Below are 15,020 nucleotides of genomic sequence, written 5' to 3' on the forward strand. Positions count from 1 at the left end.
AAGTTTCGGGTGGGTTATGTTCAGAAACGGAAACCGGTTGCCGTCACGTGGCCGGCGCCACTTCTCCGCCTGCGGCCGCGCACTGGCTCCCCCCAGCGCCTCCGCGCCTCCCCCCGCCCTTCCCATCTCCTGACCCCCGCCCCCCGGCGCGGCGCCGGGCGCGCACCGCCGCGCCGGGGGGCTACTCACGACGAGGTTGGCCATGAACGGACACACAAGAACGGCAATGAGACTGGCGGCCGTCGCCGTCGCCGCGGTGCTCACCGCGACCGGGTGCGGCGCGAGTTCGGGCGGCGGCTCCCCGTCGCCGTCGTCGGTGAAGGCGAAGGACACCGGGGCGAAGCTCAAGCTCTGGGTCCGCCCGGGCAACGAGGCCGTGACCGACGCCGTGGTCAAGGCGTACAACGCCACCCACAAGAACCAGGTCGAGATCACCCATGTCCCGGCCGACCAGTACATGACGAAGTTCGCCGCGGCGGCGCAGTCCGGCGCGCTGCCGGACATCCTGGCCACCGACGTGGTCTACATGCCGCAGGTGGTCAGCACCGGCGCCGTGCTCGACCTGTCCGGCCTGCTCAAGGCGGACGGCGCAGCCGGCCACCTCGCACCGGCGCACACCGAGGCGGCCACCAAGGACGGCAAGGTCTACGGCGTCCCCTATGTCGCCGACACCTCGCTCTACCTCTACAACAAGACCCTCTTCAAGCAGGCCGGGCTCGACCCGGACAAGCCGCCGACCACCTGGGCCGGTATCACTGCCGCCGCCGACGCGATCACCCGGCTCGGCCACGGCGACAAGGGCTTCTACCTCTCGGGCAACGCCCCGAGCACGCTCGCCTACGACGTCTCACCGCTCATCTGGGCCCAGCAGGGCGAAGTCGTGGGTTCTAATGAATCGTTTCAGTTCAACAACGCCCCCACCCGGAACGCGCTGAAGTTCCTCCAGACGCTCTACCAGCACGGCGACATCCCCCAGACCGCCAAGACCGACACCGGCGACGGCTTCTTCTCGGTCTTCGCCTCCGGCAAGATCGGCATCGACCTCGCGGGCGGCAACGGCGTCAACACCACCGCCATCGACGCGAAGTCCAAGGGCTTCACCTTCGGCCTCGCGCCGATACCCGGCCCGACCGCAGGACAACTCGGCACGTTCTCCGGCGGCGACGCCGCGTCCATCTCCGCGTCGTCCAAGCACGTCGACGAGGCATGGGACTTCATCGACTGGCTGGTGTCGAAGAAGACCCAGCAGGACGTCTACCTCAAGCTGCCCGCCCTGCCGGTCCGCACCGACGTGCAGGTTCCCGGCTCGCTCGGGGAGCAGTTCGCGGTGCCCGCGTCACTGGTCCCGCACGGCCGGGTGGTCGCGTCGCCGTACTACAACGACGTGGTCGCCGACCCGCAGGGGCCCTGGCTGACGATGATCCGCTCGGTGGTCTTCGACGGGGCCGATCCCGCGGCCGCCGCCAAGACCGCGCAGTCCGCCGCCGACGCGCTGACCCACCAGTAGCGGGAGGCAGTCGCCATGGCCACCACCGCCACCCTCCCGCGCCCTGCGCGCCTTGCACGCCTTGCGCGAAAGCCCGGCGCACAGCCGCCCGGACGCCGGCGCGGGGAGAACCTGCAGGGCTGGGCGCTCGCCGCACCGAGCGCCGTGATCATCGGCCTGTTCTTCGTGCTGCCGTTCGGCCTGATGATCTGGATGTCGTTCTTCCACTGGCCCGCGTTCGGGGCGCACACCCCGGCGGGCACGTCCAACTACAGCCAGGCGCTGTCCTCCGGGCAGTTCTGGCACGCGGTCCGGTTCACCGCCGAGTACACCGCCGTCACCTCGGTGATCGGCATCGCGGTGTCGCTGGCGCTGGCGCTGCTGGTCCGGCCGAGGTTCCCCGGGCGCACCGCGGTGCGGGCCCTGCTGTTCGCGCCGGTCACCATCGGCTTCGCGCCGGCCGGCCTGCTGTGGCTGTCGATGAGCAACGCGCGCACCGGCGTGCTGCCGTACCTCGCGCAGCACCTCGGGCTGTCCGCCGGCGGTTCCGACTGGTACGCACACCCGTCCACGACGCTCGCCGTGGTGGTCGTCATGACGGTGTGGAAGACGGTCGGCCTGGCCATGCTGGTGCTGCTGATGGGCATGGACTCGATCCCCGACGAGATCTACGAGGCGGCCCGGCTGGACGGCGCGGGCCCGGTCCGCGTGCTGAAGGACATCACGCTGCCGCTGATCAGGAAGCCGCTGTCGCTGGTCGTGCTGCTCACCGTCACCACGACGTTCCTCGGCTTCGACCAGTTCTACACGATGACCAAGGGCGGCCCCGACGGCTCGACCCTGACGGTCGTCTACTACCTCTACAAGTCCGCCTTCCTGAGCTTCCAGCGCGGCTACGCCGCCGCGGTGGCCGTGGTGGTGGTCGCGGTGATGGCCGGGATCTCCGTGCTCCAGGTCCGGCTGCAACGCGGAAAGGGCTGACCGCCATGGTGATGTCCGAGGCGGCGCGAGCGCGCCGCTCCCCCGTCGCGGTGCGCGAGCGCAGCCGCAACCCGGTACGGATCGCGCTCGCGGCGGTGCTGGCGCTGCTCTTCGCGTTCCCGATCGTGTGGACCACCGTCGGCGGGTTCAAGTCCGCCGCGGAGGCGAACGCCTGGCCGCCGAAGTGGTGGCCGGCGCACTGGACGGTGGCGAACTTCGCCAAGCTGGACAGCTCCGGCACGTCGCTGGGCACGTACGTGCTCAACTCGCTCGCGGTGACACTGATGACGGTGCTGATCACCACGGCTGTCGCGGTGCCGGCCGGCTACGCCTTCGCCCGCTACCGCTTCCGCGGCAAGAAGGCGCTGTTCGGGCTCACCGTCGGCATGCTGCTGGTGCCCTACCCGGCGCTGCTGGTCTCGCTGTTCACCGTGATGATCTGGCTGGGGCTGACCAACTCGCTGCTGGGCCTGGCGCTGGTGTACGCCACCTTCCAGATGCCGTTCGCCGTCTACATGATGCGCAACTCCTTCGAGAGCGTGCCGGAGGAGATCGGCGACGCGGCCGAGATCGACGGCTGCTCGAAGCTGAGCGCGCTGCCCCGGGTGATGCTGCCGCTGGTCAGGCCGGGCGTGGTGACGGTCGCGCTGTTCGCCTTCCTGGCCGGCTGGAACGAGTTCCTGGCCGCGCTGGTGCTGCTGAACGACAACTCCAGCTTCACGCTGCCGGTGGCCCTGGTGAACGCGCAGAACGGCCCGCTCAACACCATCGACTGGGGGGCGCTGCAAGCCGGGATCACGGTGACCATGCTGCCCTGCGTCGTGTTGTTCATGCTGCTCCAGCGCTACTACGTCTCCGGCCTGATGGCCGGGACCGGGAAGTGAGCCCGGCCGCCGGTCCGGGCGCGGAACCGCCCGCCGGCGCGCCGTGTGAACGCTCACATCGATGCCCGGGCAGGCGCCCGCCCCAGGCGGCGCCCGGCCCGGTGCGCCCGCAGAGAGAATCGGGAACCCCCATGTCCACGCAGTCCGCCGAATATCCCATCGACCGCATCGCCACCCCGTGCCGCGACGAACGCCTGGTCGTCGCCCCCTCGTTCACCGAGGGCACCTTCGACAGCCACGCCGTGGACTGCCCGTTCGTGTTCTCCCGGGACGGGCGGCAGGGCATGACCTACGTCGGCTGGGACGGTGTCGGCTACCAGACCGCGCTGGCCTGGAACGACGCCGAGCACGGCTGGGGCCCCGGCCAGGTGGTGCTCGCCCGCGACGCGTCGGACCCGCTGCGCCGCTACAACGCGGCCCTGACGTCGATCGCCCGCGACAACGACCTGTGGTCGGCCGGAGAGCTGCGCGACTTCGACGGGTGGCACTACGGCACCTTCCACGCCTACCCGGCGGCCGGCTACGAGGCCGGCCCCGCCTCGATCGGCTTCGTCCGCAGCCGCGACCTGCTGCACTGGGAGCAGACCGGCGCCGTACTGGACCCCCGCGACGGCGGCGCCTGGGAGCGCGGCGGGCTGTACAAGTCCTGGCTGCTGGAGCACGAGGGGCTCTTCTACACCTTCTACAACGCCAAGGACCGCGACCAGTGGCCGTGGACCGAGCAGACGGGCCTGGCGGTCTCGAGCGACCTGACGCACTGGACCCGCCATGACGCGAACCCCGTGCTGAGCGTGGGCGGTCCGGGCTCGTTCGACGAGCGGTTCGCCTCGGACCCTTGCGTGCTGCGCGACGGGGACTTCTGGATCATGTTCTACTTCGGCCTGGCCGAGGACGGGCACGCCCGCGAGGGCTTCGCCACCTCGCGCGACCTGCGGACCTGGGTGAAGTCCAAGGAGATCCTGCTCGACGTCGGCCCGGCCGGCTCCATCGACTCCCTGCACACCCACAAGCCCGCCGTCATGAGCTGGAACGGACGGCTGGAGCACTACTACTGCGCCGTCACCCACCGCGACCCGGTCCGGCTGGGCGGCTACGCGCAGCGCGAGATGCGCGGCATCACCCGCGCCACCGGCGCCGGCACCCCGCCGCCGAACACCGACAGGAGCCCCGCATGAGAAGGACCGCACGCACCCCACGCACCGAACGGACCCCACGCGCCCCACGAGGCGCGGCCACCGCGGAGGACCGGAGAACCGGAAGAGCGGGGCCCCGGGCCGAAGGGGCCTGGCGCACCGCGGCCGGCCGAGTGGTGCTGACCTTCGGGCTGCTCGTCGGCTCCCTGCTGAGCGGCCTGCTGGCCGCACCGCAGCACGCCGCCGCGGCCCAGGCGTCCGTCGTCGTCGACAAAGCGGCCCGGACCGTCACCATGACCGACGGCGGTTTCCGCATGGTGTACTCCTACGGCGGCAGGTCGGTCGTCACCTCCTTCACCATGGGCGGCACGCAGTTGCTGGACGCCGGCATCTACAGCTCGGTCCGGCTCGGCGCCGACGGCTCCGAACTGGCCAGCACGGCGCTGGCCGCCGACCCGTCGGTCACGGTGCACGGCCGCAGCGTCACCGCGTCCTTCACCATGGCGAACGCGCGGGTCGCGCTGGAGGAGACCTGGCGGTTCGACCTGACCGGGACCGGGATCGAGCTCAGCTCCAGCCGCGGCTACGACTGGCTGGACACCTCCGACCGGTCCGTGCGCCACAACGGCCAGCTCACCTTCGGCTGGGCCCGGGTGTGGGACAACATCCGGCGGCCCCAGGACGGCGGCGACCTGCCCCTCGGCAACGCCTACACCGGGCAGAACTCGTTCTTCCTCTCCCAAAACCTGGACCGCTACGGCGTCGAGGAGTCCGACTTCACGATGCTGCGCGGCTCCACCCGGCAGGCGCTGAGCGTGACGGCGACCGGCAACCGCAACATCGCCACCGAGTTCTCCTACACCGGCGACGGCAACACCTACCAGGAGACGGAGCTGTCCACCTCACCCACCTGGAACTACACCGCGGGCAGCGCGGCCAGCGGCCTGGTCTACGGCGGCCACAGCTCCAACGGCACCGACGCGTACGTCTTCGCGCCCGTCACCACCTCCCCGTCGCAGCGCGACACCGTCAGCTACACCTTCGCCGCGGACGACTACGCCCGCTACTACTCGCTGGGCGGCACCATCAAAGGCGTCGCCGACACCGCCGCCCTGACCTCGCTGCTCAACGACTTCGGCCGCTCCGGCGTGATCGACAAGAACTTCGGCATGTCCACCGTCGGGCTGCGCGACCCCGGCGTGGGGCCGTACGACATGGTGTACGCCGACCGGACCGTGCAGGGCTACTACGACCCGGCCATGACCGCCTCGCAGCAGCGCCTGCTGACGTACTTCCGCGACACCGCGCAGTCCTCCTCCGGCCACATGGCCGGCCGCACCTACCACCTGGACCACCCGTGGGGCGACGGCAGCCTGTACGACGCGGACCCGTCGTACGCCTCGGCCGTCGCGGACATGTACCAGTACTCGCCGGACCGGACGTGGCTCGCCTCGATGCGCTCGTCGGTGGAGCGGTCCCTGGCGTTCATGGTCGACCAGCAGTACGACCCGGGCGACGGCCTCTTCCACAACGACCTGACCAGCAGCGCGTCGAAGAAGGGCATCCGCGAGTGGAACGACGCGCAGTACGTGTCGTACGAGAGCGGCTACGTCAACGAGTTGATGTACCAGGCCCTGGTGCAGTGGTCCGGGCTGGAGAAGGACGTCTTCCACGACACCGCGCAGGCGGGTGAGTACGCCTCGATCGCCGCGAAGCTGAAGTCCCAGTTCAACCGGGACGACACCGACGGCGGCCTGTGGGACCCCGGGACGGGCATGTTCGCGTACTGGCGCAACGCCGACGGCACCGTGCAGGGCAAGGTGCAGCAGACCCAGATCAACCTCCAGGCGGTCTACTTCGGGCTGGTCGACCTCCAGCGCGGCCGGCAGATCCTCGACGGCATCGACACCCAGATGCGCCGCTACGGCCTGACCATGCTGCCGGAGAACTTCATCGCGCTGAACCGCGACACCGAGAGCTCGCACGGCAACGGGTTCGAGACCGGGCTGGAGAACGGCGCGATCTACCCGATGATGACCGAGGAGTACATGCGCGCCGCCGCCGTGCTCGGCGAGCGCTCGCGGTCGCTGACGTACCTCGACAACACGCTGGAGCGCTACACGCAGGACGGCTTCGACGGATGGAGCCGGCTGACGTGGTTCCTCACCGCGCGGGCCGGCGGTCAGGAGGCGTGGTTCCCGGCGAACGCCAACGGCGCCACCGGCCTGTACAGCGACGTGCTCGGCATCCAGCCGACCGCCGCGGGCGTCACCGTGGCACCGAACATCCCGGCCGCGATGAACGGCACCGCGGTCTCCCGGACCATCCACAGCGCCGACCGGCTCTCGGTCACCTACCACAACGAGTTGAGCGAGACCGTCGACTACAGCGCCGCCCGGCAGCCGGTCACCCTCCAGTGGTCCGGGCAGACCCCGCACGCCACCTACACGGTCACCGACAACCACGGCAGCCACCGCGCGACCGCCGACGACCTCGGCACGGTGCGCTACACCTACACCGGCGCCGGCGCGCACACCGTGACCCTGACCCGCGGCAGCGCCGCCGGCTACGTGCTGACCACCCCGCCGACCCCTGACGACCTGGCGGCCCACCAGCCCGTCACCGCCACCAGCAGCATCGAGGACGGCAACTACGGCGCGGCGACCGCGGTGGACGCGCAGCCGTTCAGCGTCGCCGGCTCCTTCGGCTGGGCGAGCGACTCCGACCAGGCGGAGAACCACACCGAGTCGCTGACCGTGGACCTGGGCAGGACGACGTCCGTCGGCAGCGTCACCCTGTGGCCGAAGAACTTCGACCAGACACTGGTGGGCAGCGACTTCCCGATCGACTTCACGATCGACGTCTCGACGGACGGCACGCACTGGACCACGGCGGTGGCGAAGACCGGTTACCCGAAGCCGGTCGACGGCTCCCCGCAGGCGTTCGCCTTCGGCCCGCAGAGCGCGCGCTACGTCCGCGTGCAGGGCACCGACCTGCGGGCGGACGAGAGCGGCGCGTACCAGATGCAGCTGGCAGAGGTCCAGGTCTACGCACCCTGACCCCTTCGCACCCTGACGCCGGACCGGCCCGCGTCCTCCCCCGAGGTGCCCCGCACACCGGGGGAGGACGCGGGGCCGCGCACGTCGCGTCACCCGCACGGACATCCCCGCGGCACGCCCCACCGGGCTCCGCGCGCGGCAGAAATGAAACGATTCACATCAGAAGGAGAACGCCATGCCCGGACCCGAGTCCGACCCGCGGCGCCACACGCCAGGAGAGGTCCACGACGACACCCGGCAGGACGCCGGGGCCGCCGGTACCAGCCGCCGGCAGTTCCTGCTGCTGGGCGGCGGGACGATCGGCGCCCTCGGCCTGAGCGCGGCGGGCGTGTCGAGCGCCGCCGCGGCCGCCGCCAAGGGGGCGCCCGCGGCCGCCGCCCGAGGCGTCACCCCCCTCGGCCTGCGGGCCGCGGCGATGACCGACCCGCTCGGCATCGACGTCGAACGACCCACCCTCAGCTGGCGGTTGGGGCTGCCGGCCGGCGCCTCGCCCACCGCGGCCGCGGTGCGGCAGAAGGCGTACCAGGTACAGGTCGCCACCAGCGCCGCCGCGCTCGGCCGGGGGCGCCCGGACCTGTGGGACAGCGGCCGGGTGAGCGGCGCGCGCACCTTCTCGGTCCCCTACGGCGGCAAGCCGGTCCCGGCCCGTACCCAGGCGTTCTGGCGGGTGCGGGTGTGGGACGAGCAGGGCGGCGCGACGGCGTGGAGCGCGCCCGCGGTGTGGGAGACCGGCCTGCTCGACGCCGGCGACTGGGCGGCGCGGTGGATCGGCAACACCGAGTGGGAGCAGCCCTACGGCGTCACCGCGCAGCTGGCGGCACCCCGGACCGCGCGCTACGTCCGGGTGACCGTCACCGACCTGGGCCGTCCCGCGTCGGCGCTCGACGACACCGCCCACTGGAAGCCGCAGTTGCAGATATCCGAGATCGCCGTGCGGGACTCCGCCCGCCCCGGCGTGGACCTGGCGCACGGCGCGCCCGTCACCGCGTCCGACACCCTGACCGTGCCCGGGCAGTGGGCTCCGGAGTACCTCACCGACGGCAAGCTCACCTCGACGCAGGCGCCGTACGGCTACCAGAGCAGTGTCCGGTCCGACACCGACATCTCCGACGACCCGGTGGTGCTCACGCTCGACCTGGGCTCGGCCGTCACGTTCGACTCGGTGGTGGTCTACCAGCGCTGGGACGCGCCCAGCCAGTGGGGCATGACCCCGGACTACCCCAGGACGTTCAGCGTCTCGGCCGCCGACGACCCGGCCGGGCCCTTCACCGGCGTCGCCGACGTGAAGAAGGACGACAAGCCCTACCCGCCCTCCAGCATGCACGACGCGCCAGCCGCACTGCCGCTGTTCGCCAAGGACTTCACCGTCTCCGGCGAGGTGGCCAGGGCCCGGCTGTACATCTCCGCGGCCGGCATCCACGCCGCCACCGTCAACGGCCGCGCCGCGGGCACCGCGGTCCTCGAACCGCCGAACACCAACGTCCTGACCGAGGTGCCGTACGCCACGTACGACGTCACGAAGCTGCTGGCGAGCGGCCGCAACACCGTGGGCGTGGAGATCGGCAACGGCATGTGGGACGTCTTCAACACCCTCGACAACCCCAGCCGCTACATCAAGGCCACCGCCGGTTTCGGGCCGCCGCGGCTGATCGCCCAGCTGGAGATCCGCTACACCGACGGCCGCAGCCACACCGTGGCCACCGACGGCAGCTGGCTGACCGCGCTCGGCCCGACCACGTTCAGCAACTGGTACGGCGGCGAGGACTTCGACGCCCGCCGCGTGCAGCCCCGCTGGGACCACCCCGAAGGCGACCGCCGCGCCTGGCAGCAGGCGGCCGTCACCGCCCCGCCCGCGCCGGACACCGCCCTGGTGGGACGGCTCGCCCCGCCCATCGAGATCGTCGACGTCCACCCCGCCGTCGCGATCACCTCGCCCTCCGAGGGCGTCTACGTCATCGACTTCGCGACCAACAGCGCGGGCTGGCAGCAACTGCGGATGAGCGGCCCGGCCGGGACGACGGTGACGATGCTGCCCGGCGAGAAGCTGACCGCGGCCGGCACGGTCGACCAGTCGACCACCGGCAAACCGATCTACGACACCTACGTGACGGCCGGCTCAGGCGAGGAGATCTGGCAGCCGCGCTTCGTCTACCACGGTTTCCGCTACCTGGAGGTGCGGGGCCTGCCCCGGGCCCCCTCGCTCGGTGACGCCAAGACCCTCGTCCTGCGCACCGCCAACCCCGAGGCGGGCTCCTTCACCTGCTCAGACGACCTGCTCAACAGCATCCACACCATCATCGACCGGTCCGTGCAGAGCAACATGTACTCGGTGTTCACCGACTGCCCGCACCGCGAGAAGCTCGGCTGGCTGGACCAGACCGGCCTGGCCCTCGGCGCCGCCACCCGCAACTACGACATCGAGGCGTACGGCCGCAAGCTCGTGCGCGACATGATCGAGGCGCAGGCCCCCGACGGGATGGTGCCCACCACCGCACCGGAGATCGCCCTGTTCGCCGGCGCCTACCGCTACGACGCCAACTGGGGCGGCTCCATCGTCCTGGTGCCGTGGCAGCTGTACCGCGCCTACGGCGACACCTCGACCCTGCGCTCCGCCTACCCGGCGATGAAGCGCTACCTGGACTACCTCGGCGGACTCGCCTCGGGAGACCTGCTCGACGGCGGCCTCGGCGACTGGGAGTCGGTGGAGACCACCACCCCGACCAAGGTGGTGCAGACCTACGCCTACAAGCGGCTGGCCACGACGCTGGCCCACATCGCCGGCGTCCTGGGCGAGAGAAGCGACGCGAAGCGGTACGACGCGCTGGCCGCCCGGATCACCGCCGCCTTCAACGCCACCTACCTCGACGCGTCCGGCGCCACCTACGCGTCGGGCAGCCAGGCCTGCAACGCGCTGGCGCTCGACGCCGGCTTCGTACCGGCGGCGCGGTCGGCGGCGGTGCTGGCCACGCTGATCGCCGCCATCCGCGCCGCGGGCAACCACCTGGAGGTCGGCGAGGTCGGCCTGCCCGCGGCCCTGCGGGTGCTGGCCGGCGCCGGCCGGCACGACGTCATCTGGGACATCGCCACCCAGACCACCTACCCCAGCTACGGGCACATGGTGGCCACCGGCTCGACGTCACTGGCCGAGTCGTGGGGCGGCATGGGCACCAGCGCCTCGCAGAACCACTGGATGCTCGGCGCGCTGGAGGAGTGGTTCACCGCGGGGCTCGGCGGCATCACCCAGACCGCCGACTCGGTGGCCTTCTCCGAACTCGCGCTGGCCCCGGCGGTCGTCGGCGACCTGACCACGGTCGACGCCACCTACGACACTCCGCACGGCCGCGTCGCCAGCTCCTGGCGGCGCTCGGGCACGTCCCTGTCGCTGGCGGTGTCCGTGCCGCCCAACACCAGCGCCACGGTGGCGGTGCCGCTCGCCCCGGCCGGCGGGGCGAAGGCCGTCGTGACGCCGTCGCGCGGCGCGGTGCTGGTGCGCCGCGACGCCGACACGGCGGTGTACCGCGTCGGCACGGGCGCGTGGTCCTTCCGGGCCGCACGGCCGTGAACTGACGCCCCCCGCCCGGCGTCCCCGCGGCCCGCGAAAGCGGCCCGGGGGCGCCGGTGACGGGGCCAGGGGGGCGGCGGTGGGCAGCGCGACGGGTCCGGAGGCTGTCGCGCACACGGGAACACTCCTGCGGCGGACGGGTCGGCAGGCGCTCCGGCCCCGCGCGGTGACGACCGGCGCCAGGGGCGGTGGCCGTGCTCAGCGGTTGACGGCGTCGACCGCTGACCGCGCGGCCGCCACGATCTCCGGGTCGGTGACGAAGTGGGTGTCGGTGCCGGCCGAGCCGCTCGCCGGACCCATCGGCACCCACGTCCCACCCCGCCGGGCGGGCGCGGCCCGCTTCGCCGACAGGTGGACCGCCGCCGCACCGGTGGCCGCCAGCGCTGCCACGTCACCGGGCCCGACGCCCGCGCCGGCCATCACCTCGGTGGCGGGGACGGCCGCGGCGATCGCGGCGATCGTCCCGGCCCCGGCCGGCGCGGTCACCGCCCCGCCCGAGGTCAGGATGCGGGTGGCGCCCAGCGAGGCCGCCAGGACGGCCGTGGCCACCGGGTCGGCCGCCTGGTCGATCGCCCGGTGCACGGTCACCCCGACCGGGCGGCCGGCCGCGCTCCCCGCTTCGGCGGCCGCGTCCAGCAGCCTTCGCATCGCCCCGGTGTCCAGGGCACCGGCCGAGGTCAGCGCGCCGACCACCACGCCCGCCGCACCCGCGGCCACCGCCTCGCGCACCTCGGCGGCCATGAGCGCCACCTCCTCCGCGTCGTACACGAAGTCGCCCGGGCGGCAGCGGACCAGGACGTGCACCGGGGGGCCGACCGCGCACGCCGCCGCGACCAGCGCGCCCGACGGGGTCACTCCGCCCAGTTCCAGGGCCGAGCACAGCTCCACCCGATCGGCCCCCGCCTGCCTCGCGACCCGGGCGCCGGCGGGGCTCGCGACGGCGATCTCCAGTTGCAGACGCCGTGCGGAGCTCACTCGTCGCCCCCGGTCAGCGGCTCGTCCGAGGGCGCGATCAGGCGGGCGGTGAGGTCCGGCGCGGCCATGTCCGGGTCGAAGGGGAACATCGGGCGGCGGATGCGGTGGTGGCCCAACCGCACCAGGTCCTGGTCGACACCGCCGGGGGTGAGCGCCATCTTCCAGTCCGCGGCCATCGCGAACAGCTCGGGTTCGAGGTAGCCGATCTTGACGATGACGATGTCCGCGCCGCGCGGGTCGAGCGCCAGGTCGGTGAAGTCGTGCTCGTGGTGGTAGGGCTTGCGCAGTTCCGTGAGGATCACGAAGACGCTGCCGACCCGCAGCACGACCTCGGTCCGCGCGTCCCGGTCGCCGTCCCGCACGGCGTGCACGACGCCCGTCATCGTCAGCGGTCCCTCGTGCCGGTCGTCGACCTCGGCGCCCGCCGTCACCGTCACGGTCGCGCCGACTCCTGCCTGCCGGGCCCGCGCCACCGCCGCCGGGCCGGGCACGGAGGCGTACAGGACCGTCGGGCCGCCGGCGTCGCGGAACTCCGGCCGGGCCAGCACCCGGGCCAGTCCCCAGGTCACGTCGCCCGCCCCGCCGGCCGTGGGGTTGTCGCCGGTGTCGCTGACGAAGTACGGGCGCCGCGCCGAGGACAGCGCCTGGTCCAGGCACTCGTCCAGCGTGCCGGTCGGCGCGACGAACCCGAACTCCCTCCGGCGGTCCCAGAACCCCCGGGCCAGGCGCTCCGCGCCCGCGGCGACGGCGTCCCGCGAGGGACCGGTGACGACCACCGCCGCGCGGTTGCGGGGCTCGTCGGCCCACGCGTAGCCGACCCAGATCGCCGCGTCGGTGACGCCGTCGAGCGCCTCCACCTCGGCGACCGCGGCGTAGACGCTTTTGGCCGGCTCGATCCGGGTCGAGGTCTGCTCGCCGGCCAGCAGCACCGGCACCGGCACCCACGCCTTGAACGGCCTGGGCGCGCCCGTCACCAGCAGGTCCACCAGGTTGCGGACCGCGCGCTCCTTGGTCTCCATGTGGTCCTCGTGCGGTGCCATCCGGTAGCACGTGATCAGGTCGCTGCGGTGGGCCAGTTCGCGGGAGACGTTGCCGTGCAGGTCCATCGAGGTGGACACGATGACGTCCGGACCGACGGTGGCCCGGATTCGGTCCAGCAGCACCGCCTCGGCGTCGTCGACACCCTCGACGGTCATCGCGCCGTGGATGTCGTACCAGAGGCCGTCCAGCGGCGGCAGGTCCGCGAGGCGGGCGATGAGTTCGTCCGACAGTTCGGCGAAGGCCGCCGCGGTGACGGTGCCGCCCGGCAGCGACTTGCCGACGAGCGCGCCGTGCCATGCGGCCGCCTCCCGCAGCGGCTCGCCCGGTGCGAGGAACGGGTAGCGCTCCAGCACCTGCTCGCCGCGCGACGGGTGGAAGGCGGGGGCCTGGGTGCGGGCGGGCGAGAACGTCGAGGACTCGATGCCGATCCCGGCGATGGCGATGACCGGGCGGGCTACGGGAGTTCGGGAACGCGGCATGGGCTGCTCCTGCGGTGGTCGGGGTCGGGGGTACGTCGGCGTGGCGGCAGTGGCGGCCGCGCGGCACGCGCGGTCGCCGGTCAGCCGTCGAGGCGCGCCGGGCCGCGCGGGTGGGTCCTGGGCAGAGCACCTGCGCCGGCGGGGACGGCCTCGGTCGCGTCGTGCAGCGCCCGGGCCATGGCGCGTTGCAGGGCGAACAGGCCGGCGCCGAACAGCCCGGCGTCCGCGCCGAGGCTGGCCCGGGCGATGGTCAGGTGCTCGGTGACGAGCGGGTGGCAGCCCTCGTAGAGGCGGCTGCGGACCGCGGCGACGAACGGCTCGAGGGTGGACAGGATGCCGCCGAGGTACACGGCGTCGGGGTTGAAGAAGTTCACGTTCGCGGCGAGGACGGTGCCCAGGTAGCTGCCGGCCTGGCGCACGGCGCCGGTGGCCAGCGGGTCGGAGTCGGAGGCCAGCCGCACCACGTCCGCCAGGGACGCGACCGCCGCGCCGCGCTCGCGCAGGATGCGGACCAGCGCCGCTCCGGAGGCGACCGTCTCCAGGCAGCCGGTGTTGCCGCAGGAGCACGGGGTGTCGCCGGCCGCGTCGATCCGGACGTGGGTGATGTCGCCGGCCGCGCCGGTGGCACCCCGGTAGAGCTTGCCGTCGACGATGATGCCGGTGCCGATCGCGGAGCCGATCTTCACCATGATCGACTGGCGCCGTTCCACGGGCTGGACGGCGTGCTCGCCGACCGCCATGCAGTTGGCGTCGTTCTCCACCGCGGCCGGCACGCCGAACCGCTCCTGCAGCCAGTCGGCGACCGGGAACCTGTTCCAGCCCGGCATCCGTGAGGGCAGCGTGGCGGCCCCGGACTGCACGTCCACCGGCCCGGGCAGCGAGACACCGACACCCCGCAGCCTCCTGCGCCCGTGCCCCTCGGCCAGTGCTTCCAGGGTCTCTGCCAGTTCCGGCAGGGCGACCTCGGGCCCGTCGGCGATGGCGAACGGCACCGTGGAGACGTCCGTCAGCTCCCCGCCGGGCAGCACCACGCCGATGCGGGCGTGCCGTCCGCCGAGGTCGGCGGCGACCGCGAACTCGTCGGTGGCGCCGATCCGCAGGATCTTGCGGGGACGGCCGCCGGTGGACGCGCTGGTGCCGTGCTCGGCGACCAGTCCGCGGCTGACCAACTGGCCGACGGTCAGCGAGATCGTGGACGCCGACGCGCCCAGCCGCTCGGCGAGTTCGGCGCGCGAGGTGCCCTGCCCGGAGGCGATGAGTTCCAGGACGCGCTCGGCGAGCGACGGTGTGCCGGGGGCGCTGTTCCTGTGCGGCGGACTTACGTCGGGCATGGAGAAACTTACTTCCGATTTGACGGTGGACGGCGCCGACAGTACGCCCGGAAGACTTCCGGAGGAAGGGGCGTCCGCCCTCCGGAGAA

At 72.7% G+C, this 15,020-nt stretch carries 9 protein-coding genes; 6 read left to right on the top strand and 3 right to left on the bottom strand.

The features are described 5' to 3' along the window. Positions 1-226 precede the first annotated feature (226 nt). From WA788_RS29755 to WA788_RS29780, 6 genes are all read left to right on the top strand, one after another. Positions 227-1,507: an ABC transporter substrate-binding protein gene (locus WA788_RS29755; RefSeq protein ID WP_335982519.1), complete on the top strand. Its 1,281-nt coding sequence runs from the start codon at positions 227-229 to the stop codon at positions 1,505-1,507. Positions 1,508-1,522: 15 nt separating this feature from the next. Further along, on the top strand, positions 1,523-2,467 hold the full coding sequence (locus WA788_RS29760) for a carbohydrate ABC transporter permease (protein ID WP_335982520.1): 945 nt from the start codon (positions 1,523-1,525) through the stop codon (positions 2,465-2,467). A gap of 5 nt (positions 2,468-2,472) precedes the next feature. Next, positions 2,473-3,351, top strand: a complete 879-nt coding sequence (locus WA788_RS29765) for a carbohydrate ABC transporter permease (RefSeq protein WP_335982522.1) — start codon at positions 2,473-2,475, stop codon at positions 3,349-3,351. 131 nt (positions 3,352-3,482) lie between these two features. Next, positions 3,483-4,526, top strand: coding sequence for a hypothetical protein (locus WA788_RS29770; RefSeq protein WP_335982524.1), 1,044 nt, complete (start codon positions 3,483-3,485; stop codon positions 4,524-4,526). Further along, positions 4,523-7,543 carry a discoidin domain-containing protein gene (locus WA788_RS29775; RefSeq protein WP_335982525.1) on the top strand — a complete coding sequence of 1,007 codons (3,021 nt, stop codon included), beginning with the start codon at positions 4,523-4,525 and terminating at the stop codon, positions 7,541-7,543. Before WA788_RS29770 ends, WA788_RS29775 begins: the two co-directional genes overlap by 4 nt. Before the next feature lie 175 nt (positions 7,544-7,718). After that, complete coding sequence (locus WA788_RS29780) at positions 7,719-11,105, top strand: family 78 glycoside hydrolase catalytic domain (protein ID WP_335982527.1); 3,387 nt, start codon at positions 7,719-7,721, stop codon at positions 11,103-11,105. A gap of 198 nt (positions 11,106-11,303) precedes the next feature. Here WA788_RS29780 and WA788_RS29785 read toward each other — a convergent pair whose 3' ends face one another. From WA788_RS29785 to WA788_RS29795, 3 genes are all read right to left on the bottom strand, one after another. Further along, positions 11,304-12,080, bottom strand: a complete 777-nt coding sequence (locus WA788_RS29785; RefSeq protein WP_335982529.1) for a copper homeostasis protein CutC — start codon at positions 12,078-12,080, stop codon at positions 11,304-11,306. Further along, on the bottom strand, positions 12,077-13,600 hold the full coding sequence (locus WA788_RS29790; protein ID WP_335982530.1) for a M81 family metallopeptidase: 1,524 nt from the start codon (positions 13,598-13,600) through the stop codon (positions 12,077-12,079). Before WA788_RS29790 ends, WA788_RS29785 begins: the two co-directional genes overlap by 4 nt. An 80-nt stretch (positions 13,601-13,680) precedes the next feature. Continuing rightward, positions 13,681-14,931, bottom strand: a complete 1,251-nt coding sequence (locus WA788_RS29795) for an ROK family transcriptional regulator (RefSeq protein WP_335982532.1) — start codon at positions 14,929-14,931, stop codon at positions 13,681-13,683. Positions 14,932-15,020 lie beyond the last annotated feature (89 nt).

Origin of the sequence: Streptomyces sp. CA2R106 (genome assembly GCF_037034245.1) — a bacterium.
GTDB lineage: Bacteria > Actinomycetota > Actinomycetes > Streptomycetales > Streptomycetaceae > Actinacidiphila.